Origin of the sequence: Streptomyces roseifaciens (assembly GCF_001445655.1) — a bacterium.
GTDB lineage: Bacteria > Actinomycetota > Actinomycetes > Streptomycetales > Streptomycetaceae > Streptomyces > Streptomyces aureoversilis.
On sequence record NZ_LNBE01000004.1, the window covers coordinates 2,710,749 to 2,731,270 of the forward strand.

General features: G+C 74.2%; 19 protein-coding genes. 11 read left to right on the forward strand and 8 right to left on the reverse strand.

The window, feature by feature from the left end:
* Positions 1-6: 6 nt before the first annotated feature.
* On the reverse strand, positions 7-954 hold the full coding sequence (locus AS857_RS29380; RefSeq protein WP_058046206.1) for a 1-aminocyclopropane-1-carboxylate deaminase/D-cysteine desulfhydrase: 948 nt from the start codon (positions 952-954) through the stop codon (positions 7-9).
* A 43-nt stretch (positions 955-997) separates the two neighbouring features.
* A complete protein-coding gene (locus AS857_RS29385) occupies positions 998-1,588 on the reverse strand; it encodes an N-acetylmuramoyl-L-alanine amidase (RefSeq protein ID WP_058046207.1) in 591 nt (196 codons plus the stop codon).
* Between the two features lie 187 nt (positions 1,589-1,775).
* Between AS857_RS29385 and AS857_RS29390 the strand changes: the two genes are divergently transcribed.
* A complete protein-coding gene (locus AS857_RS29390; RefSeq protein ID WP_058046208.1) occupies positions 1,776-2,687 on the forward strand; it encodes a glutaminase in 912 nt (303 codons plus the stop codon).
* A 61-nt stretch (positions 2,688-2,748) separates the two neighbouring features.
* Here the strand turns inward: AS857_RS29390 and AS857_RS29395 are convergent, their stop codons facing one another.
* The 3 genes from AS857_RS29395 to tatA form a co-directional block, all read right to left on the reverse strand.
* Positions 2,749-3,687: a beta-ketoacyl-ACP synthase III gene (locus AS857_RS29395; protein WP_058046209.1), complete on the reverse strand. Its 939-nt coding sequence runs from the start codon at positions 3,685-3,687 to the stop codon at positions 2,749-2,751.
* A gap of 320 nt (positions 3,688-4,007) precedes the next feature.
* Entirely contained in the window at positions 4,008-5,384 is a 1,377-nt protein-coding gene (locus AS857_RS29400) for an alkaline phosphatase (protein WP_058046210.1), read from the reverse strand.
* A 95-nt stretch (positions 5,385-5,479) separates the two neighbouring features.
* Positions 5,480-5,743 carry a Sec-independent protein translocase subunit TatA gene (tatA, locus tag AS857_RS38175; RefSeq protein WP_058046211.1) on the reverse strand — a complete coding sequence of 88 codons (264 nt, stop codon included), beginning with the start codon at positions 5,741-5,743 and terminating at the stop codon, positions 5,480-5,482.
* Between the two features lie 159 nt (positions 5,744-5,902).
* Between tatA and AS857_RS29410 the strand changes: the two genes are divergently transcribed.
* The 5 genes from AS857_RS29410 to AS857_RS40740 all read left to right on the forward strand — a co-directional run bounded on the left by AS857_RS29410 (position 5,903) and on the right by AS857_RS40740 (position 12,139).
* Positions 5,903-7,495, forward strand: a complete 1,593-nt coding sequence (locus AS857_RS29410) for an LCP family protein (RefSeq protein WP_058047143.1) — start codon at positions 5,903-5,905, stop codon at positions 7,493-7,495.
* Between the two features lie 108 nt (positions 7,496-7,603).
* Positions 7,604-8,953, forward strand: coding sequence for a hypothetical protein (locus AS857_RS29415; protein WP_058046212.1), 1,350 nt, complete (start codon positions 7,604-7,606; stop codon positions 8,951-8,953).
* Positions 8,954-9,259: 306 nt separating this feature from the next.
* Positions 9,260-9,943 carry a response regulator transcription factor gene (locus AS857_RS29420; RefSeq protein ID WP_058046213.1) on the forward strand — a complete coding sequence of 228 codons (684 nt, stop codon included), beginning with the start codon at positions 9,260-9,262 and terminating at the stop codon, positions 9,941-9,943.
* Positions 9,940-11,352: a sensor histidine kinase gene (locus AS857_RS29425; RefSeq protein ID WP_058046214.1), complete on the forward strand. Its 1,413-nt coding sequence runs from the start codon at positions 9,940-9,942 to the stop codon at positions 11,350-11,352. Before AS857_RS29420 ends, AS857_RS29425 begins: the two co-directional genes overlap by 4 nt.
* Positions 11,353-11,449: 97 nt before the next feature.
* Complete coding sequence (locus tag AS857_RS40740) at positions 11,450-12,139, forward strand: DUF3592 domain-containing protein (RefSeq protein ID WP_058046215.1); 690 nt, start codon at positions 11,450-11,452, stop codon at positions 12,137-12,139.
* Here AS857_RS40740 and AS857_RS29435 read toward each other — a convergent pair.
* Complete coding sequence (locus AS857_RS29435; protein WP_245700567.1) at positions 12,129-13,073, reverse strand: LysR family transcriptional regulator; 945 nt, start codon at positions 13,071-13,073, stop codon at positions 12,129-12,131. The two genes, AS857_RS40740 and AS857_RS29435, sit on opposite strands and share 11 nt — an antisense overlap.
* A gap of 107 nt (positions 13,074-13,180) precedes the next feature.
* Between AS857_RS29435 and AS857_RS29440 the strand changes: the two genes are divergently transcribed.
* Together AS857_RS29440 and AS857_RS29445 are read left to right on the forward strand one after the other, a co-directional pair.
* A complete protein-coding gene (locus tag AS857_RS29440) occupies positions 13,181-14,440 on the forward strand; it encodes an MFS transporter (RefSeq protein ID WP_420823975.1) in 1,260 nt (419 codons plus the stop codon).
* Between the two features lie 106 nt (positions 14,441-14,546).
* Positions 14,547-14,939 carry an ATP-binding protein gene (locus AS857_RS29445; protein WP_058046216.1) on the forward strand — a complete coding sequence of 131 codons (393 nt, stop codon included), beginning with the start codon at positions 14,547-14,549 and terminating at the stop codon, positions 14,937-14,939.
* 200 nt (positions 14,940-15,139) lie between these two features.
* Here the strand turns inward: AS857_RS29445 and AS857_RS29450 are convergent, their stop codons facing one another.
* On the reverse strand, positions 15,140-16,012 hold the full coding sequence (locus tag AS857_RS29450) for an RNA polymerase sigma factor SigF (protein ID WP_245700724.1): 873 nt from the start codon (positions 16,010-16,012) through the stop codon (positions 15,140-15,142).
* 213 nt (positions 16,013-16,225) lie between these two features.
* On the opposite strand from AS857_RS29450, the gene AS857_RS29455 reads away from it, so the two are divergent.
* Positions 16,226-16,885: an HAD family acid phosphatase gene (locus tag AS857_RS29455; RefSeq protein ID WP_058046218.1), complete on the forward strand. Its 660-nt coding sequence runs from the start codon at positions 16,226-16,228 to the stop codon at positions 16,883-16,885.
* 79 nt (positions 16,886-16,964) lie between these two features.
* Here AS857_RS29455 and AS857_RS29460 read toward each other — a convergent pair whose 3' ends face one another.
* Complete coding sequence (locus tag AS857_RS29460; protein ID WP_058046219.1) at positions 16,965-17,228, reverse strand: GlsB/YeaQ/YmgE family stress response membrane protein; 264 nt, start codon at positions 17,226-17,228, stop codon at positions 16,965-16,967.
* A gap of 161 nt (positions 17,229-17,389) precedes the next feature.
* On the opposite strand from AS857_RS29460, the gene AS857_RS29465 reads away from it, so the two are divergent.
* Both AS857_RS29465 and AS857_RS29470 read left to right on the forward strand, forming a co-directional pair.
* Positions 17,390-17,809 carry an ArsR/SmtB family transcription factor gene (locus AS857_RS29465; protein ID WP_058046220.1) on the forward strand — a complete coding sequence of 140 codons (420 nt, stop codon included), beginning with the start codon at positions 17,390-17,392 and terminating at the stop codon, positions 17,807-17,809.
* The gene (locus AS857_RS29470; protein ID WP_058046221.1) at positions 17,793-20,501 is read left to right on the forward strand and encodes an HAD-IC family P-type ATPase; all 2,709 of its coding nucleotides are present in this window, start codon (positions 17,793-17,795) and stop codon (positions 20,499-20,501) included. The genes AS857_RS29465 and AS857_RS29470 overlap by 17 nt, the downstream gene beginning before the upstream one ends.
* The last annotated feature ends 21 nt before the right edge of the window (positions 20,502-20,522 follow it).

Here is a 20,522-nt window from a genome sequence, read left to right on the forward strand (position 1 = left end):
CCCGGCTCACCCTGCCGGAGCCGCAGGCTCCGGGCCCCCGCTGCCCGTGATCACCGCCGCCACCGTCGTTCCCCTCGGGAACGCGCCCTCCTCCGTCAGGGTCGTCAGGCCGTACAGCATCTTCGCCACGTACAGCCGTTCCAGGGGCATGCCGTGGCGGGCGGTGAAGTCGTCGGCGAAGGTGTCCAGCGCGGCGGACGTCCTGGCGTAGCCGCCGCAGTGGAAGCGTTCGTCCAGCCGCCACGTCCCGCGCCGCCCGCCGTAGGCCTCGCCTTGAAGTCGCTCGATCTCCGCGCCGAGGAAGCCGCCCTTGAGCACGGGGAAGCCGATGGCCCGCTGTCCTTCGCCCAGCCCGGCGGCCAGGCCGGCGAGCGTGCCGCCCGTGCCGCACGCGACGCCGACGACGTCCGCCATCCCGCGTAGCTCCCGGCCGAGCTCCGCGCAGCCGAGCACGGCCGCCGCGTTGGAGCCGCCCTCGGGCACGACGAAGCAGTCGCCGCCCGCCCGCCCGGTCAGCCGGGCGAGCACCTCGGGCTCGGCCTTGCGGCGGTAGGTGGACCGGTCGATGAACATCAGCCGCATGCCGGAGGCGGCGCAGTAGCGCAGCGACGGGTTCAGCGGGCGGTCGGCGAGCTCCTCGCCGCGCACGACGCCGACGGTGGCGAAGCCGAGCAGGCGGCCCGCCGCGGCGGTGGCCCGCAGGTGGTTGGAGTAGGCGCCGCCGAACGTCAGCAGGGTGTGCCGGCCCTCCTCCGCCGCGGCCTGCAGGTTGGGCGCGAGCTTGCGCCACTTGTTGCCGGGCAGCTCGGGGTGTATCAGGTCGTCCCGCTTGAGCAGCAGCCGTACGCCGTGCCGGGCGAACCTCTCGTCCGGGAGCTCCACGAGCGGGGACGGCAGCCGCGGCCGCAGGCCGGCGAGCCCGGCGCTGCCGGCGGCGGGGGGATGGCTGGTCACGCCCCCATTGTCGCGTGAGCGGGCGGGCGGGCCACGGGGAGCCTCACTTCAGCCGCTCACGGACCCGCTCGCGCAGCCACTCCATGGAGAAGCCCACGGGGTCGGACTTGCCCGGGCGCCACTCCAGGTGGCCGATGACGGACCGCTCGGTCCAGCCGTGGTACCGGCAGATCGCGGCCGCCACCTGTTCGATGGCGAGCAGCTGGTCCTGCGGCCAGGGGTCCTCGCCGTCGCCGCGGTTGACGCACTCGAAGCCGTAGAAGTGGACGTTCCCGTCGGTGTCCGCCCAGCGGACCGGCGGCAGCCGCTTCTCGGCGATCACCGCCTTGAGGACGTCCCCGTCGCCGCCCCCGGCGTGGTTGGCGCGCCCGCAGCCGACGAGGTGGATCGCGCCGTCCTTGGCGATGACCCCGTGGCACAGGGGGCCCGGCAGCTCGTCGTAGCCGTTCCAGCACAGGCGCACGGTGCTGTCGGTGCCCGAGGTTGCGGAGTGGTGGATCATCACGCCGTTGACGGGGCCCCAGGGGCCGTGCCCGGCCCGGTTGTGGTTGCGCCAGCCGTCCACTTCGACGACGGTGGCGCCCTCGCGTCTGAGCGCGGCCAGGAATTCGTTCGCGGACATGGGTGGGGCCATGCCGCCCTCCCTCGGTTCGTCAGGTGGCGTACGCCGGTCGCGTAGGCCGAATGACCCCCTTGTACCCAAAAGTTCGCAGGTGGGCCGGGCGTTCGGATATCGTGCGAGCCGATCCGGCCGTTGGCCGAATATCCCACCGATCGCATCGTCGACAGCGTCGTCGACACGGAAGTACGGACCAAGGACTGTGGACTACCAGGCCGTCCTCGAAGAGGTCACCGCCTTCGCACGCCCCCTCGTCGGCCGTGGCCAGGTCGCCGACTACATCCCCGCCCTCGCCGAAGTGGACGTCAATCAGTTCGGCATGGCCGTCGCGGACGTCGACGGCGGCGTCTACGGCACCGGGGACTGGGAGAAGCCCTTCTCCGTGCAGTCCATCTCCAAGGCCTTCAGCCTGGCGCTCGTGCTGGCCGAGGGCGGCGGGAAGATCTGGGACCGGGTCGGAACGGAACCGTCCGGAAATCCCTTCAACTCGCTGGTCCAACTCGAATACGAGAACGGCATCCCGCGCAATCCGTTCATCAACGCGGGCGCGCTCGTCGTCACCGACCGGCTGCAGACGCTCACCGGCGACGCCAGCACCACCATGCTGGAGTTCCTGCGCGCCGAGAGCGGCAATCCCGACCTGGCCTTCGACCCCGCCGTCGCCGCCTCCGAGACCGAGCACGGCGACCGCAACGCCGCCCTGGCCCACTTCATGGCCAGCTACGGCAACCTCGACAACCCCGTCCCCACGGTCCTGGAGCACTACTTCTGGCAGTGCTCCATCGAGATGAGCTGCCGCGACCTCGCCCGTGCGGGCAGCTTCCTGGCCCGCCACGGCCTGCGGGCCGACGGCTCGCGGCTGCTGCCGCGGCGCGAGGCGAAGCAGGTCAACGCCGTCATGCTCACGTGCGGCACGTACGACGCGGCCGGGGACTTCGCCTACCGCGTGGGGCTGCCCGGCAAGAGCGGCGTCGGGGGCGGCATCGTCGCCGTCATACCGGGCCGGTGCACGCTGTGCGTGTGGAGTCCGGGCCTGGACACCCGGGGCAACTCCGTTGCGGGGGTCGCTGCGCTGGACCACTTCACCACGTTGACCGGGTGGTCGGTGTTCTAGGCGGTGCGCCGTCGTCGGCTGCGGGCTTCGGTAAGGGGCGCACCGCAAAGGGCCGCGCCCCTTACGGGCAGCGGATGACCTGGCCCGCGTACGAGAGGTTGCCGCCGAAGCCGAAGAGCAGGACCGGCGCGCCCGACGGCACCTCCCCGCGCTCGACCAGCTTGGAGAGCGCGAGCGGAATGCTCGCGGCGGACGTGTTGCCGGACTCGGTGACGTCCGTCGCGACGACCGCGTTGACCGCCCCGAGCTTGCGCGCGACCGGCTCGATGATCCGCAGGTTGGCCTGGTGCAGGACGACCGCGGCCAGGTCCTCCGGCGCGACCCCGGCCCGCTCGCAGACCCGGCGGGCGATGGGCGGCAGCTGTGTGGTGGCCCAGCGGTAGACCGACTGGCCCTCCTGGGAGAAGCGGGACGGCGTGCCCTCGATCCGCACGGCGTGCCCCATGCCCGGCACCGAGCCCCACACCACGGGGCCGATCTCCGGTTCGACCGAGGCCGTGACCACGGCGGCGCCCGCGCCGTCGCCGGTCAGGACGCACGTGGTCCGGTCGGTCCAGTCGGTCACCGAGGTGAACTTCTCCACGCCGACGACCAGGGCGTTCGTCGCCGCGCCGGCCCGGATGGCGTGGTCGGCGCTGGCCAGCGCGTGGGTGAAGCCGGAGCAGACGACGTTGACGTCCATGGTGGCGGGCGTGGCGAGGCCCAGCGCGGCCGCGACCCGGGCGGCCGTGTTCGGGCTGCGGTCGTCGGCCGTGCAGGTGGCGACGAGGACGAGGTCGATGTCCTCCGTCGCGAGCCCGCTGTTCGCCAGCGCCTTCCCGGCGGCCTCGGCCGCCATGTCGGCGACCGTCTCGTCGGGCGCGGCGACCCGGCGGGTGCGGATGCCGACGCGGGAGCGGATCCACTCGTCGCTGGTGTCGACCATGGCCGCCAGCTCGTCGTTGGTCAGCACCCGGGCGGGCTGGTAGTGGCCGAGGGCGAGGACGCGGGACCCGGTCATCGGCGGTTCCTCCTGCGAGGGCTGGCGGGGTGGTACGAAAGGGATGTGCGGGGTGAAGACGTACGGAGAGTGACGTACGAGATCGGCGTGGGCATCGGCCTACGGGCATCCAGTACGGAATTCACAGTCTTGACGCTGGACGCCCGCAACCGGGTATGTGATCCGCCCAATGTTCTGCCGGGATAACTGGCACAACCCGCAGGGCCCGGCCGCTGGAGCGGCCGGGCCCTGTCCCCCCTGTGGTGATCTGTGACGTTGTCGGCGTCGCCGGCCGCGGCGTCGCCGGTGCCGCTCGGTGCGGCGCCGGCCACGCTCCGGCGTCAGCGCAGCGAGAGCGCCTTGCGGATCGTCGTGAACAGCTGCGTCTGGTCGGTGAGGCCGAGGACGCGCTCCGCCTGCGGGCCCTGGGCCGCGATGCGCACCTGGGTGCCGGTGTGCTCCTGCGCCTTGCCCGGCGTGTTGGTGGAGTAGTTCACCTTCAGCTTGCCGCCCTCGTCGGTGACCAGCGTCGAGGACAGGCCGGGCGGGGTGGCCTCCAGCGGGACGATCTGGCTGGTGTGGGCGTGGTCGGCGGTGGTGACGACCAGGGTGTCCGGGTGCTGCGCGGCGTAGTCGCGGGCGACCTTCACGGCGCGGTCGAGGGCCGCGGTCTCGCCGATCTGGCCGCACGGGTCGGCGGCGTGGTCGCGCTTGTCGATCGAGGCGCCCTCGACCTGCAGGAAGAAGCCCTTCTTGGAGCCCGCGCCCTTCTGCTTGGCCTCCAGGAGCTGCAGCGCCTTGCGGGTCTGGTTCTCCAGGCTCGGGGTGCCGGCCTTGCGCTCGGGGTTGTTCGTCACGCAGCGCTGCGGCTCGGTGCCGCCCTGGGCCGCGGCCTTGCCGGTCCACTCGACCGGCACGTTGCCGTCGGCGAAGAGGCCGAGGACGGGCTTGCCGGGCTTGGCGTTCTTCAGGCCCTTGTCGTCGGTGACCACCTGGTAGCCGAGCTGCTCGGCCTGCTGGGTGACGGTCCGGCCCGCGAAGCGGCCCTCGGCGATCTTCTGGTCGAAGCGGGCCTTGCCGCCGCCGAGGAGGACGTCCACCTTGTGGTTGACGCTCTGCTCGGCGATCGAGCCGGGGCCGCCCTTGGCGACGGTGTCGTTCGGGCAGGCCTTCATGTCGGCCGGGCCCGCGCAGCTGCGGTCGGTGGCGTGCGCGGCGAGGACGGCCGGGGTGGCGTCGGTCAGCTCGGCGGTGGTGACGCTGCCCGTGGCCAGGCCGTTCTTCTGGGCCAGCTCCAGGATGGTGGGCATGGCCTTGTCCGTGCCGGGCGTCTTGGATATCCGGCCGTTGACCGTCTTCTGCCCGGTGGCCCAGCCGGTGCCGCTGGCCGCGGAGTCGGTGACGTAGTCCGGCTTGCCGTCCTTGTCGACGGAGTACGTCGTGTACGCACCGGTGAGCGGGAACTTGTCCATGTTCAGCCGGCCGGCCGCGCCCACGGTGTAGTCACGGGCCAGGGTGATCTCCGAGTCGCCCATGCCGTCACCGATGAGCAGGATGACGTTCTTGGCCTTCTTCGCGCCGTGGCCCGCGGCGAGCGCGGGGACGTCCGAGCTGCCGCCCGCCTCGGAAGCGGCGGCCACGGCCGGTACCGCGACACCGGCGGCGAGCAGTGCGGCGGCGCCCCAGGCGAGACGACGCCGGTACGGACGAGAACCCATGGTTTTTCCTCCTCGCAGGCCGGGCGGGATGTCCGGCCGAGAGGAAGCTCACCAGGGGTGGGTGTACCGGAAGAGTCGTACAGGTGTCCTGTGGTTCACCGGGGGTTGTCGGCCGGTTGATCTTCGGCCCGCACGGCTCGGCCGTCCGCCTTCGCGGCCCGGTCGTCGGCCGTCACTGCCCGACCGTCGGCCGCCACTGCCTGGCCGTCGGACTTCATGGCCCTGGCCTCGCTCTTGAGGATGCGCATCGACTTGCCGAGCGCGCGGGCGGTGTCCGGCAGCTTCCGCGACCCGAACAGGACGACCATCACGAGCACCACCACGAGGATGTGCCACGGCTCCAGGGCATTGCGCAACATGGTCGGCGCACCTCTCTCTTCCGCTCACTTCCGTAACCGTTGTGTTCACCATACTTGCCAGATTGCGCAACTGGACAACCAAAGTGGCTGCCCGGCCGTCTATCGGGGTGAGGTGGCAAGGGAGCCGGGCACGCCGGGGGAATGGATGAGGGCTCGCAGATGAGTGGCAGCCGAGGGAGCGGGACGCATCACCGGATGCGGACGGCGACGCTCGTCGCGATGGCGTTCGTGGTGCTGCTGACCGCCGGTGCCGGCTGGCTCTGGCTCCGGCTGAACGGCAACATCAGCACGTTCGACGCGGACGGGCTGTCCAAGAACCGCCCGGGCGCGGGGGTCGCCGGCCAGAACGTCCTGGTCATCGGCTCGGACTCGCGCGCCGGGGGCAACAGCGGCCTGGGCGGGGGCGAGGGCGACGTCGGCCGCTCGGACACCGCCTTCCTGCTGCACGTGTACCGCGACCGCGAGCACGCCATCGCCGTCTCGATCCCCCGGGACACGCTCGTGGACATCCCCCCGTGCCGGCTGCCCGACGGCAGCTGGACGTCCGGGCGGACGCGGGCGATGTTCAACTCGGCCTTCTCGGTGGGGGAGTCCGCGAAGGGCAACCCGGCCTGCACGCAGAACACCGTGGAGAAGCTCACCGGGCTGCGCGTCGACCACACCGTCGTCGTCGACTTCGAGGGCTTCTCCGCGATGACCTCCGCCGTCGGCGGCGTGGAGGTGTGCCTGCCCAAGGACGTCTACCAGGGCGACCTCGACCCGCACCGCGGCTCGCGCGGCGGGCTGCTGTTCCCCAAGGGGCAGCAGACCGTCTCCGGGCAGAAGGCCCTGGACTACGTGCGCGTGCGGCACGGCATCGGCGACGGCTCCGACATAGGCCGCATCCAGCGCCAGCAGGCCTTCCTCGCCGGCCTGATCAAGAAGGTGCGGGCGCAGGGCTTCAACCCCGCCGCGCTGCTGCCGCTGGCCGACGCCGCCACCCGGTCGATGACCGTCGACCCGGGGCTGGGCTCGGCGGACAAGCTGCTGTCCTTCGCGATGTCGCTCAAGGACATCGGCCTGCACGACATCAAGTTCATCACCGTCCCCTGGCGCTACGAGGGGGACCGCGTCGACATCGTCCGGCCCGAGGCCGACGCCCTGTGGGCCTCCCTGAGGGCCGACCGCACCATCGACGGCAAGGACGCGGGCGGCGACCGCTCCAAGGGCCGGCCGGGGGGCGCGGTCCCGGCCTCCCCGGCCCCGGATTCGCAGGCCCCCGTCTCGCAGGCCCCCGCCTCACAGGCGCCGGTCTCGGGCGAGGGCGTGAGCGTCTCCGTCGCCAACGGAACCAGGGTGACCGGGCTCGCGGCGCGGGCCGCGGCCGCCCTCGAACAGCACGGGTTCACGGTCGGTGACACCGGCAATGCGGAGGTCCGCAACGCGGGCACCACCGTGATCGAGTTCGGCCCGGGGCGGGCGGCGGACGCGCGGACGGTCGCCCGGCTCTTCCCCGGGGCGTACATCCGGGGCGTGGCGGCCGACGGGGTCACGGTGACGGTGGGCCGCGACTACGCGTCCGCGAGCGCCTCCGCCGGTGCATCCGGAAGTGCGTCCGGGAGCGCCTCCGGCAGTGCCTCCGCGGGTGCGACCGGGGCTGCCGGGCCGTCCGCGGGGCCCTCCGCCCCGGCCCCCGGGACCCTCTCCACCGACGTCGCCGCCACGGCTCGGTCGGCGGACGACGACCCCTGCGCGAACCTCTCGTACGGATGAGCCGGGGATGAGCCGGGGGAGGCGGGGGAACCTAATGTCTGACTAATCCGTTTTGGGAGTAAATTTCGCTGTAGGTAGGAACCCGACCTCGATCCGAGGAGCACCGCCATGCCCGCCACCACCCGGGCGCTTCCCAGGCCGCTGCTGGCCCTGATCGCCGCCCTGATCGCCCTGGCCGGCACGGCGCTGTACGCCCCCGCCCCCGCCGCGCACGCCGCGACCGGCCTCGACACCGTCGCCGAGGCGCTGCGCGAGAAGCCGGTCTACGTGGACCCGCGCGCCGCAGGCCAGCTCTCCGCGGCCGACGCCGACGCCCTGGCCAAGAAGATCGAGGACGCCGGAAAGCCGGTCTTCGTGGCCGTACTGCCCGCGAGCCCGGAGTTCCCCAAGGCCACCGTCTTCCGGGACCTGCGCACCAAGGTCGGCATCGCCGGGGTCTACGCCATCCGGCTCGGCGACGACTTCAACGCCCACGCCGATTCCCGCGTCATGTCCCGCAACGCGGTCGGCAACCTCGTCGGCTCCGTCCAGCGCTCCGGCGGCGACGCCGGCACCATGCTCAACAGCTTCGTCGACCAGGCCGACCGGCAGGCACGGGGCCGGGCCCCCGGCTCCTGGGACGGCGCGGAGTCCGGCGTCGGCACCGCAGGGCTGATCACCGGCGGCGCGATCGTCGTCGCGGGCGGCGCGGGCGCGTACGCCCTCTACCGGCGCAACAAGCGCAAGCGCGAGGAGCGCGAGCGGGCCGAGCTGGACGCCCTGCGCGTCGTCGTCGACGAGGACATCACCGCCTTCGGCGAGGAGCTCGACCGGCTCGACTTCCACCCCTCCGAGCCCGGCGCCGACGACGCCATGCGGCGCGACTACGAGGAGGCCCTCGACGCCTACGAGGAGGCCAAGTCGAAGATGGCCGCCGCAGCGCGCCCCGAGGACGTCACCGCCGTCACCGCCACCCTCGACAAGGGCCGCTTCGCCCTCGCCACCCTCGCCGCCCGCCGCAGCGGCGCCCCCCTGCCCGAACGGCGCATGCCCTGCTTCTTCGACCCGCGCCACGGGCCGTCCGTCCAGGACGTCGAGTGGGCGCCCCCGGGCGGCGCGCTGCGCACCGTGCCCGCGTGCGCGGCCGACGCGGCCAGGCTGGCCGAGGGCCAGGAGCCCCTGTCCCGCACGGTCGACACCGCCGACGGCCGCCAGCCGTACTGGAACGCGGGCCCCGCCTACGCCCCCTGGGCCGGCGGCTACTTCGGCGGCGGCCTCCTGCCCGGTCTCCTCGTCGGCACCATGCTGGGCGGCATGCTCTCCGGCCCCGCCTACGCGGCCCCGGCGGACGCCGGCCCCGACGGCGGCGACTACACCGGCAGCGACTTCAACTCCGACGACTTCGGCGGCGGCTGGGGTGGCGGGGGCGGCGGCTTCGGCGGCGGCGACGGCGGAGGGTTCGGCGGCGGGGACTGGTGACGGCACCGCCCCCCGGCCCCGGCCGCGGCCCCGACCGCAGCCGCACCGCGGCGGGCCGCGGGGCCGCGGACCGGCCGCCTCCGGAGCAGAGCGGCCGGCCGCGGCCGGAGGGGGCGCGGACCGGCGGTCGGGCCCGGCCGGAGAAGCGGACGGGCCCCACCCCCGTGTGCCGCCGGTACGCGCCCGGTGGACCGAAGTGCCGGGGAGGGCACACGAGCATGCTCGCACCCCGGAGCTGAAGCAGCGCTGAGGATTCCTTAAGGGGTCTTCAGGTCACGGACCTGTGCTCCGGGCCATGCTGAAGGCATGCGAATACTGGTGGTTGAGGACGACCGGCGGCTCGCTGAACTGCTGCGCCGCGGCCTGGTCGCCGAGGGGTTCGCGGTGGAGGTCGCGTACGACGGGCACACGGGCCTGCACCTCGCGGCCGAGGACGCCTACGACGTGGTCGTGCTGGACGTCATGCTGCCCGGCCTCAACGGCTACCGGGTGTGCGCCCGGCTGCGCGAGGCCGGCGTCTGGACTCCGGTGCTCATGCTCACCGCGAAGGACGGCGAGTACGACGAGGCCGAGGGCCTGGACACGGGCGCCGACGACTACGTGACCAAACCCTTCTCCTACGTCGCCCTCGTCGCCCGGCTGCGCGCCCTGGTGCGCCGCGGCCGGCCCGAGCGGCCCGCGATGATCCGGATCGGCGACCTGCAGATCGACCCCGCGAGCCGCTGCTGCCGGCGCGGCCCCGTCGATCTCACCCTCACCGCGCGGGAGTTCGCGGTCCTGGAGTACCTCGCCCGGCGCGACGGCGAGGTCGTGGCCAAGGCCGAGATCCTCGCCCACGTGTGGGACGAGGCATTCCAGGGCGATGTGAACATCGTGGAGGTGCACGTCAGCGCGCTGCGCCGGAAGATCGACGCGCCGTTCGGGCGGCACACCATCCAGACCGTGCGCGGCGTGGGCTACCGGCTGGCGGCCGACGCCCCCGCAGGGTGAAGCGGCGGCCCGGCCGGGTGCGCGAGCTGCTGCGGCCGGCCTCGATCCGGGGCCGGCTGACGTGGCTCGTCGCCGTCTCGGCCCTCCTCCCGCTGATCGTCGGCGCGGGGCTGGCCGCGGGCTCGCTGCGCGACTACTTGTCGCGGGAGGCCAGGGACTACACGGTCCGCACGGTCGCCGCCGTCCCCCGGCTCGTCGACTACGACCCGGACGCGCAGCTCTTCTACGCGGCCGAGAAGCTGCGCGACGACCCCCGGCTGGAGGTGTCCACCGGGTTCGAGCCCCGCATGGAGCACTGGGAGCCGGGCCCCCAGCCGCCGGAGAACGAACCCTCGCACGGCGACGAGCTGTTGTCGCTGTGGCCGTGGACCGACCCCGCCAGCCGGATCCCCAGCCTCGACTACGTGCAGTCCGGCACCGAAGGCCGCTACCTGCACGTCGCCAACCGGCTCCGGGAGGAGCAGCGTCGCCTCAACCACATGGTCCTGCTGCTGGCCGGCGCCGTGCTGGCGGTGACGGCGGCCCTCGCGGGCACGACGTGGTTCGTGGCCGGGCGGGTGCTGCGCCCCGTGGAGGCGATCCGCACCCAGTTCGCCGAGCTGACCGCGCACCACCTGGAACGCCGGGTGCCGGTGCCGCAGACCCGGGACGAGGTGGCCCGGCTGGCCGGGACGATGAACAGCACGCTCGACCGGTTGCAGGCGGCCGTCGACCAGCAGCGCCGCTTCGTCGGGGACGCCTCGCACGAACTGCGCAGCCCGCTCGCCGCCCTGCGGGCCGAGCTGGAGATCGCCCTCGCCCACCCCGGGGACGCCGAGTGGACGGCGGTGGCGGAGGCGGCACTCGGCGACACCCGGCGGCTGCAGAGCATCACTTCGGACCTGCTGCTGCTCGCCCGCCTGGACGCGACCGGCACCGACGGACTGCCGGGGGCCCAGCCCGTCGACCTCGCCGCGCTCGTCCGCGAGGAGGTCCGGCGCCGGCCGGAGGGGCGGCGCGCCCTGGAGGTCCGCATCGAGGGAGGGGCCCCCGTCGCCGTGCACGGCCGCCACACGCTCATCGCCCGTCTCCTGGGCAACCTCCTCGACAACGCCGACCGGCACGCCGCCCGCACCGTCACCGTGCGCCTCGGCCACGACGCCGGGCGGCGGGTCGCCGTCCTGCACGTCGAGGACGACGGGCCGGGCATCCACCCGGACGACCGGCAGCGCGTGTTCGAACGCTTCACCCGGCTCGACGACGCCCGTACGCGCGCGACGGGCGGCACCGGCCTCGGCCTCGCCATCGCCCACCACATCGCGACCGTCCACCGCGGGACCCTGGAGATCACCGACAGCCCGCGCGGCGCCCGGTTCACCACCACGCTGCCGGTCGCGGACCCCTGCCCCGCGGAGGGCCCCACGGGCTGAGCCGGCGGACCGAGCCGGCGGACCAAGATCTAACTCATGGCGTCAGAACCCCTGACACAGTTGAATATGCGCACACACATCCGACATCGGGGGGTTCATGTTCGACATCGTCATCCTCACGCTGCCCGCACTCATGGCGGCGGGCGGGATCGCCGGCATGGTGTGGGCGGTGATGCGGATGCGGCGCCTGCGAGCCGCATGGCGCAGCGGCATCGAGGTACAGGGGCGCTGCGTGCGCCTCTACGCGACGACGGTCACCCGACGGCGGGGCGCGCACCGGTCGTCCTCGACCACGCTGCACCACGTCTACGAGTTCACCGACGGGGACGGGCGGCACCGGCGGTTCGAGGAGGCGGGCGGGTCGGCGACGGTCATCGAGGGGGACACCGTCGTCGTCCGCCACCCGCAGGGCCGCCCGGACCGGGCCACGGCCATCCCGCCCGGTGACGCCAGGACGCGGGTGGGCATGGGGATCCTGCTGGTGTTCCTGTCCTTGTTCGTGGCCGGGTGCGTGGGCTTCGGGGTCTTCTACCTGAGCGTGTTCAAGCCCGCGAAGGAGAAGGTCACCGAGCGGATCGAGGACTCGTGGCCGTCGGCCCCTCCGGCAACCCCGCGGGTGACGCCGCCGGCCCTGCCGACCTTGCCGGACGGCCCGCCGGACGACCTCCCCACGGGAGTCCCGAGCGGCTTTCCCACGGACTTCCCCACCGGATTCCCGAGCGGGTTCCCCTCCGGCCCGCCGAGCGGGTTCCCCACGGGCCCGCCCTCCGGCGGGCTCAGCCGCTGACGGTCCGGCCGGCGACCTCGGCCAGTACGCGCCCGAACGCCCGCAGGCGCTCCGTCTCCGCGGCCCGCTGCCGCACCAGCCCCAGGGCGGAGCAGGGCAGGCCGGTCACCGGCACGAAGGCGATGTCGCGGCGCCCGTGGTAGTCGGCCGTCGGCCGGCACAACAGCATCCCGGCGCGCCCGGCGGCGGTGAGGGTGATGCCTTCCTGCAGCGTCGTCACCTCCGGGCCGCGGGGGACCGGGCGCCCGCCGGGCGTGACCGCGGGGGCCTGGGCCGCGCGCCAGTACGCCGGGGCGGGGGCCGCGGGAGCGACGAGCGGGCAGTCCGCGAGCTCCTCCGCGCCGAGCTCGGCACGTCGGGCGAAGGGGTGCCGGACGGACACCGCCAGCGTCTGCTGCTGCCGGGAGAAGACCGGCCCCACGGCCAGGTCCGGCTCCTCCGCGGGCAACAGCACCACCGCCGCGTCGACTTCGCCCCTGCGGACGGCGCCGAAGGGGTCGCTCAGCGGGATCTCCACGAGCTCGACCACGCACCCCGGCCGGCGCTCCTGGAACGTTCCGACGGCCTCCATCACCCCGCCGTCCGCCGTGCCCTGGAAGCCGATGCGCAGGACGCCCTCCACCCCGCGGGCGGCGGCCCGGGCGTCGTCGACGACGCCCGCGAGGGCCCCGTACGCGGGCCGCAGCCCGGCCAGGAACCGCTCGCCGAGCGGCGTGAGGGCCACCCGGCGGCTGGTGCGGTCGAACAGCCGCGCGCCGATGCGGCCTTCGAGGGAGCGCAGGAGCTGGCTTACGCGGCCCTGCGACACGTACAGCCGCTCGCCGGCCCGGCCGAAGTGCAGCTCCTCGGCGAGGACCAGGAAGCACTCCAGCTCCCGCAGGTCCGCCCCCACGCCCGTGCCTGCGCCTGCGCCCGTGCCCACGCCCGTGCCCACGTCCCGCCCTCCGCCGACCGATGAATCCCGCTAATCAAAGGATGAGAAGTCCGGCGTTGTTCCCTGCTGCGCAGCCGCCGAGGCTGAGGCCCATGGAGCAAGGTGCAGTGAAGCAAGGTGCAGGCGAGCAAGGTGCGGGCAAGCGCGGTGCAGGCAAGCGCGGTGCGGAGAAGAGCGGTGCGAAGGCGGAAGCGAAGGGCGGCCGGGCCGCGGTGGTCGCGGTGGCCGCCGCGACGTTCTCGGTCGTGACGAGCGAGATGCTCCCCGTGGGGCTGCTCACCCCGATCGGCTCCGGGCTGGGCGTCCCTGCCGGGACGGCCGGTCTGACGATGACCGTGCCCGGGCTGGTCGCGGCGGTCGCCGCGCCCGCGGTCACGGCTGCCGCCGGGCGGCTGGACCGTCGGTGGGTGCTGGTGGGGCTCATGGCCCTGCTGGCCGTGGCCAACCTGCTGTCGGCGCTGGCGACCCACATCGCGGTGCTCGTGGGCCTGAGGGTCCTGGTGGGGGTGTGCATCGGAGGCGTGTGGGCGATAGCGGCGGGGCTGGCGGTACGGCTGGTGCCGGAGCGGGCGGTGGGCGCGGCCACCTCGCTGATCTTCAGCGGGATCGCGGTCGCGTCGGTGCTCGGTGTGCCGGCCGGGACCCTGGCTGGCGGACTGGGCGGCTGGCGGGCGGCGTTCGCGGCCATGGGCGTGGTCTGCCTGGCCGTGACGGCGGCGCTCGCCGTGCTGCTGCCGCCGCTGCCGGCGGAGCGGGCCGTCCGGCCGAGCGAGGTGGCGGGGCTGCTGCGCATTCCGGGCGTACGGGCGGGCCTGCTGGTCGTCGTGCTGATCGTGGCCGGGCACTTCGCCGGCTACACCTTCGTCCGGCCCGTCCTGGAGCGGGCTTCCGGAGCCGGGGCCGGTCTGATCAGCGGGCTGCTGCTGGCGTACGGCGTGGCGGGCGTGGCCGGCAACTTCCTGGCGGGCGCGGCCGCCGCGCGCAACCTGCGCCGCACCCTGCTGGTGATCTCGGTCGCGCTGGCCGCCGTGCTCCCGGCGGTGTCGGTAACGGCCGGCGGGGCGGTCGCCGCCGGTGCGCTGATCGTGGTGTGGGGCCTGGCGTACGGCGGGGTGTCGGTCTCCACGCAGGGGCTGCTGACGGCGGCGGCGCCGGGATCGCGGGAGGCGGCCTCGGCGCTGTTCGTCTCGGCCTTCAACGCGGCGATCGCGCTGGGGGCCCTGCTGGGCGGGCGGGCCGCGGACGCGGTGTCGCTGCCGGCCGCCCTGTGGCTGGGCGGGCTGCTGGTGGCGGGGGCACTCGTGGTGCTGGCGGTGCCGGCGGTCGCCGCCCGCCGGTCGCGCACCGCGGCCGCGGACCTTCCGTGACGAACCCCTCCGCAACGGAGGTCATGACCCGGCGATCGCTGGGTATACGCCGGTCGACAGAGGTGAACCAGCAGGTCAGGTAGAGCAGCGACGAGGGAGCCGCCGGATGGTTGTGATCGAAGCCCCGTACGGGGACGCCGCCCGGGCGCGTCACGCGACGGCGGAGTTCCTGGCCCGCCACTGCCCGTGGGCGGACCCCGATGCGGTCGTCCTGGTGGTCTCGGAGCTGGTCACCAACGCGATACGGCACGCGGGAGGCTGGTGGCGGCTGTGCGTGCAGGCCGTGCAGGGCCGCCTGGTGGTGGAGATCGCCGACGCGAGCCCGCGCCCGCCGCAGCCGCGCCCGCCGGACTTCGGCGGCGGCGGGGGGCTGGGCTGGCACATGGTGGAACGGCTGGCCGGCCTGCTGGAGGTGGACCGGCGGCCGGACGGAAAGACAGTCCGGGCCACGTGGCTGGGACCGGCGGCGTCGGGGACGACGACGGCGCCCGCCGCGTAGGGCCGCCGAGCAGGGATGCCGCGCGGGGACGGCGCACAGGGGACAGGGCCGGGAGGCGGGGGAGGGGGCTCCCCCATGGAGGCCGAGCCCCCGCCGTCCCGCATGAGCTGCCGTCCCGCACGAGCCCGCACGGGCGCCGCCCCGCACGAGCCCCTGCTGCCCGGGCCCGTCCCGGGCGGCTACCGGTCCCCCCGGGGACGCTACTTGTGCCCCAGCATCCCCGCCCGCAGCCGCGTCAGGATCCTCGTCAGCAGCCGCGACACGTGCATCTGCGAGATGCCCAGTTCCGCACCGATCTCGGACTGCGTCATCTCCCCGCCGAACCGCATGCGCAGGATCTGCCGGTCGCGTTCGTCGAGCTCGGCGACGAGCGGTTTGAGCGCGTGCAGGTTCTCGACACCTTCGATGGCGGGGTCGAGTCCGCCCAGCCGGTCGGCGTAGGTGGTGCCGGCCTGGTCGGCGCCGTCGTCCACGGGGACGTCGATGGAGCCGGCCGTGTAGCCGTTGCCCGCGACGATGCCCTCGACGACCTCCTCGCGGCTGAGCCCGAGGTGCTCGGCCAGCTCGGCGGGCGTCGGCGAGTGGTCCAGCTCCTGCGAGAGCTCGCCGGTGGCCTTGGCCAGCTCGACCCGCAGCTCCTGCAGCCGCCGCGGCACGTGCACCGACCAGCCGGTGTCGCGGAAGTGCCGCTTGATCTCCCCCACGATGTACGGCACGGCGAAGGTGGTGAACTCCACCTCGCGCGACAGGTCGAACCGGTCGATCGCCTTGATCAGGCCGATCGTGCCGACCTGGATGATGTCCTCCATCTGGTCGCCGCGGCTGCGGAACCGGGAGGCGGCGAAGCGGACGAGCGAGAGGTTGATCTCGATGAGGGTGTTCCGCGCGTACTGGTACGCGTGGGTGCCCTCCTCCAGCTCCCGCAGGCGTACGAAGAACAGCCCGGACAGTGCACGGGCGTCGCGAGGCGCCACTGTGGACGCGTCCTCGATGTACGGCAGCCCCCCGACCGCTTCTTCGAGGTGCTGCGGCACAGCCCCCGAACGCCCTGTCGTAACCGTGGATGCCGTGATGGTCACATCGTCCTCCCCAGATCCGTAGGTGACCTCCGACCGCCTACCCGGCGACCCGTGGCCCATGCATGCCGGTTCGCGGAAGGCGCGCACAAGCGGAAGGCGTCGGTGGCGGGTGGCGGGAACCGGGCGCACGCGGTGGGCGGCCGGGCGACGCCGGACGGCCACCCGCGCGTTCCCCGCACGTCACCGGCGGGCGTGAACATGCCACACATGACCGCACCGATACCGGCCCGCCGCACCGCAGTTGCCCTCGCCGTCACCGCCCTGGCCACGGCCGTGACGGCCGCCACCACGACGGACGCGACCGCCGCCCCCGCCGACCGCCCGGCCGCCGCCACGGCGAGCGCCGCCCGGACCTCCGGGCCCGCGGGGCTCAAGGGCGTCGACTACGCCGTCTGGCAGCGCGACGTGCAGGCCGTCATCGACCGGGCCCTGCCCTACGTCAAGGAGCGCACCGCGGACGCGCACGGCCGGAAGCAGGCCATCGTCCTCGACATCGACAACAGCTCCCTGGAGACCGACTTCCACTGGACGTACCCCACGCCGGCCATCGCCCCGGTGCTGGAGCTGACGCGCTACGCCCACGCCCGGGGAGCCGCGGTCTTCTTCGTCACCGCCCGCCCCGGCATCCTCGACTCGCTCACCGAGTACAACCTGCGCGAGGTCGGCTACCCCGTCAGCGGCCTGTACGTACGGCACCTCCCGGACCTCTTCCAGGACGTGAGCACGTACAAGACCGCCAAGCGCGCGGAGATCGAGAAGCAGGGGTACTCGATCATCGCGAACATCGGGAACAACACCACCGACCTCGTGGGCGGCCACGCGGAGCGGACCTTCAAGCTGCCGGACTACGACGGCAAGCTGTCGTAGCCGCCGGATCCGTACGCTTTCCCGCACGCCTTCCTGCACGCCTTCCCGCAACGCCTCCCCATACGCCGTTCCGTACGCCTCAGTGCCGCGCCTTCGCCCTGTCGAGCGCGGCCACGCCCAGCGCGGCCAGCGCGATCTGGATGAGCCATTCGATCCAGTCGACCCCCTTGGTGTCGTCGACGCCCAGCCAGTGGGCGATGGCCGCGCCCAGGAACGCGGCGGCGATGCCGACCACGATCGTCCACAGCACCCCGATGTGCTGGCGCCCCGGCACGATGAGCCGGCCGAGCACGCCGATGATCAGACCGATCACGATGGCACTGAAAATTCCGGAGATTTCCACGGGTCCCCCCTTTGCAGCCTGTTGCCGCCGTTCCGGACCGGTTGCTCTCGATACTTCTGCCCAGCCCCCGGGCGGCGCATGTCCGCCCGTCCGCTCCCCTCGGCCTGCCTAGACTGGTCGTGCCGGGCACAGGGACGCGCGGCAGGAACGGGAGAGCGACAGTGGCCGCAGGTGTCGGAAGCTTCGAGGACGTCGAAGAGGACTTCGGCGAAGGCCTCGGCGACCCCTCGGCGGACGTGCTCACCGAGGCCGCCGCGGCCTTCGGGCTGCTCGCCTCGCCCGCGCGGCTCCACCTGGTGTGGGCCCTCGCCCAGGGCGAGAGCGACGTCACGGCCCTCGCCGAGCGGGTGGGCGGCGCGCTCCCCGCGATCAGCCAGCACCTGGCGAAGCTGAAGCTGGCCGGGCTCGTGCGGTCGCGCCGCGAGGGGCGCCGCATGGTCTACCTCGTGGACGACCCGCACGTCGTCGCGATCGTCCGGCTGATGGTCGGCCAGCTCGCCGACCGCGAGGCCGGGGGGACGGGCCGGGCCGCCGGGCGCGGCGCCGCCCGCACCGGGCGCCTCCATGGCCTGGGAGCCTGACCGCTCCGCCGCGCGAGGAGGCACCGGCACCACCCTGGAGGTCCTGCGCGCGCTGGAGAGCGGGCCCCGCGGACTGCCCGAGGCCGAGGCCGACGAGCGGCTCGCGCGCCACGGCGAGAACGTCTTCCCCGGGCGCCGCCCCGAACCCTGGCCGCGCCGCTTCGCACGCAGCCTGCGCGACCCCTTCACCGCCGTCCTCCTCTCCCTCGGCCTGGTGTCGGCGGCCCTCGCCGCCTGGGGCACCGCCTGCGTGATCGCCGTCCTCGTCACCGTCAGCTGTGTGCTGCGTGCGACCGGCGAGCACCGCGCCGACCGCTCGGCGGCCGCCCTGCGCGAGCTGCTGGCCACCACCGCGACCGTCCGCCGCCGCCCCGCGGCCACGGAGGAGCCGGTGACCCGCGAGCTGCCCGTCGAGCAGCTCGTGCCGGGCGACGTCGTCCTCCTCGCCCCCGGCGACCTCGTCCCCGCCGACCTCCGGCTGCTGCGGACGACCGGCCTGGCCGTGCACGAGGCGGCGCTGACCGGGGAGTCCGCGCCCGTCGCCAAGGGCGCGGCCGGCGACCTGTGCTTCCAGGGCAGCAGCGTCGTCTCCGGCAGCGCGACCGGCGTCGTCGTCGCCACCGGCGCGGACACCGTTCTGTCCGGGGCCTTGTCCGGGGTCCTGCCGCAGGACCGCGGCCGCCGGCTCCCCGGCCCCTTCGACCGCTCCGTGAACGGGATCGCCTGGACGCTGGTGCGGTGCATGCTGCTCGTCGCGCCGCTGGTGCTGGTCGCGAGCGCGCTGGTGCGCGGCCGCGGCATGGAGACGCTGCCGTTCGCCGTCGCGGTGGCGGTGGGCCTCACCCCCGAGATGCTGCCGGTCGTCGTCACGACGGCCCTGGCGCGCGGCGCCGCCCTCCTCGCGCGCGGCGGCGAGGTGATCGTCCGACGGCTGCCCGCACTGCACGACCTCGGCGCCGTCGACGTCCTGTGCGTCGACAAGACGGGCACCCTCACCCAGGACCGGCCGGTGTTCGCCTGCGCGGTCGACGCGGAGGGCCGCGAGGATCCGGCCGTACTGCACTGGGCCGCCGTGGCCGCCCTCTGGACCCTGCACCTCGCCGAGCTGCCCGCCCCGGACGCCCTCGACGAGGCGCTCCTCGACGCGGACGAGGAGCGGGGCGGCGGCGCGGACGGCGTCGAGGGCGTCGCGGCGCTGCCCTGCGGCCCCGGGCGCCGCGTCGCGTCGGCCCTCGTCCGGGTGGCGGGCGGCCGGCCGGGCACCCTGCCGGACCTCCTGCCGGACCTCCTGCCGGACTCCCCGCAGGATTCCCTGCAGGACTCCTTGCAGGACTGCTTGCCGGGCAACGTCCGCCTGCTCCGCCCGGCCCCGGACGCCGCCGCCCCCGCGGGCCGGTACGTGCTCGTGGTGAAGGGCGCCGCGGAGGACGTCCTGGAGCGGTGCACGCGCGTGAGCGAGGGAGGTCACGCCCGGGTCATCGGCCCTGCCGACCGCACCCGCCTCGCAGCCCGGGCGGACGCCCTCGCCGGGAGCGGCCTGCGGGTGCTCGCCGTCGCCCTCGCCGAGCGGCCCGCGAGCGCGAGCCCGTACGCCCCCGAGGACGAGCAGGAGCTCACCCTCGTCGGCTTCGTCGGACTGCAGGACGCCCTCGCGCCCACCGCCGAGGAGGCCCTGGCCGTTCTCGCCGGCCGCGGCGTGACCGTCAAGGTCCTCACCGGCGACCACCCGGGCACGGCCGCCCGGGCCTGCCGGGACCTGGGGCTCGACCCCGGCGAACCCCTCACGGCCGCCCGGATCGACGCGGCCGACGACGCCGAACTCGCCCGGCTCGCCGCCCGCACCACCGTCTTCGCCCGCTGCGCACCCGAGCACAAGGCCCGCGTCGTCCGCGCCCTGCGCACCTCCGGCGCCACGACCGGCTTCCTCGGCGACGGCGTCAACGACCTCGCCGCGCTGCACGCCGCCGACGTGGGCATCTGCCCGCGCGACGGGGTGGCCGTGGCACGCGAGGCGGCCGACGTCGTGCTCGCCTCGAAGGACCTCACCGCCCTCGACCGGGCCGTCGTCGCGGGCCGCCGCAGCACCGGCAACATCGCCGCCTACCTGCGCATCACGCTCTCGTCCAACCTCGGCAACGTCATCGCGATGCTGGCCGCGGGCCTGCTGCTGCCGTTCCTGCCGATGCTGCCCGCGCAGGTGCTCGTGCAGAACCTGTGCTTCGACGCGGCCCAGCTCGCCCTCGCCTTCGACCGGCCCGGAGCCACGGCCCACCTGCGCCCCGTGGTGCTGCGCCCGCGCGCCCTGTTCCGCTTCATGACGGGCTTCGGCCTGCTGAACGCCACCGCCGACCTCGCGACCTTCGGGGTGCTGGCCCTGACCGTGCACCCCGGCGGCGGCGCCGGGGGACAGGCCGCCTTCCACGCGGGCTGGTTCACGGAGAACCTGCTGACCCAGGCCCTGGTCATCCTCCTGCTCCGTGCCGGCAGGGACGCGGCCGAGCGCCGGGCCCCGATACCGGTCCGCCTGGCGGCCGCCGCCCTCGCCGTCACGGGCCTGCTCCTGCCCTTGTCCCCCCTGGGCCCCGCCCTGGGCATGACGGCCCTGCCGCCGCTCTACTACGGCCTGATGACCGTCGTGCTGACGCTGTACGGGGCGGCGTTGGTGCTAGCACGCAGGAAAGCCCGTACGTAGCGCAGCCCGTACGCGGAAGAG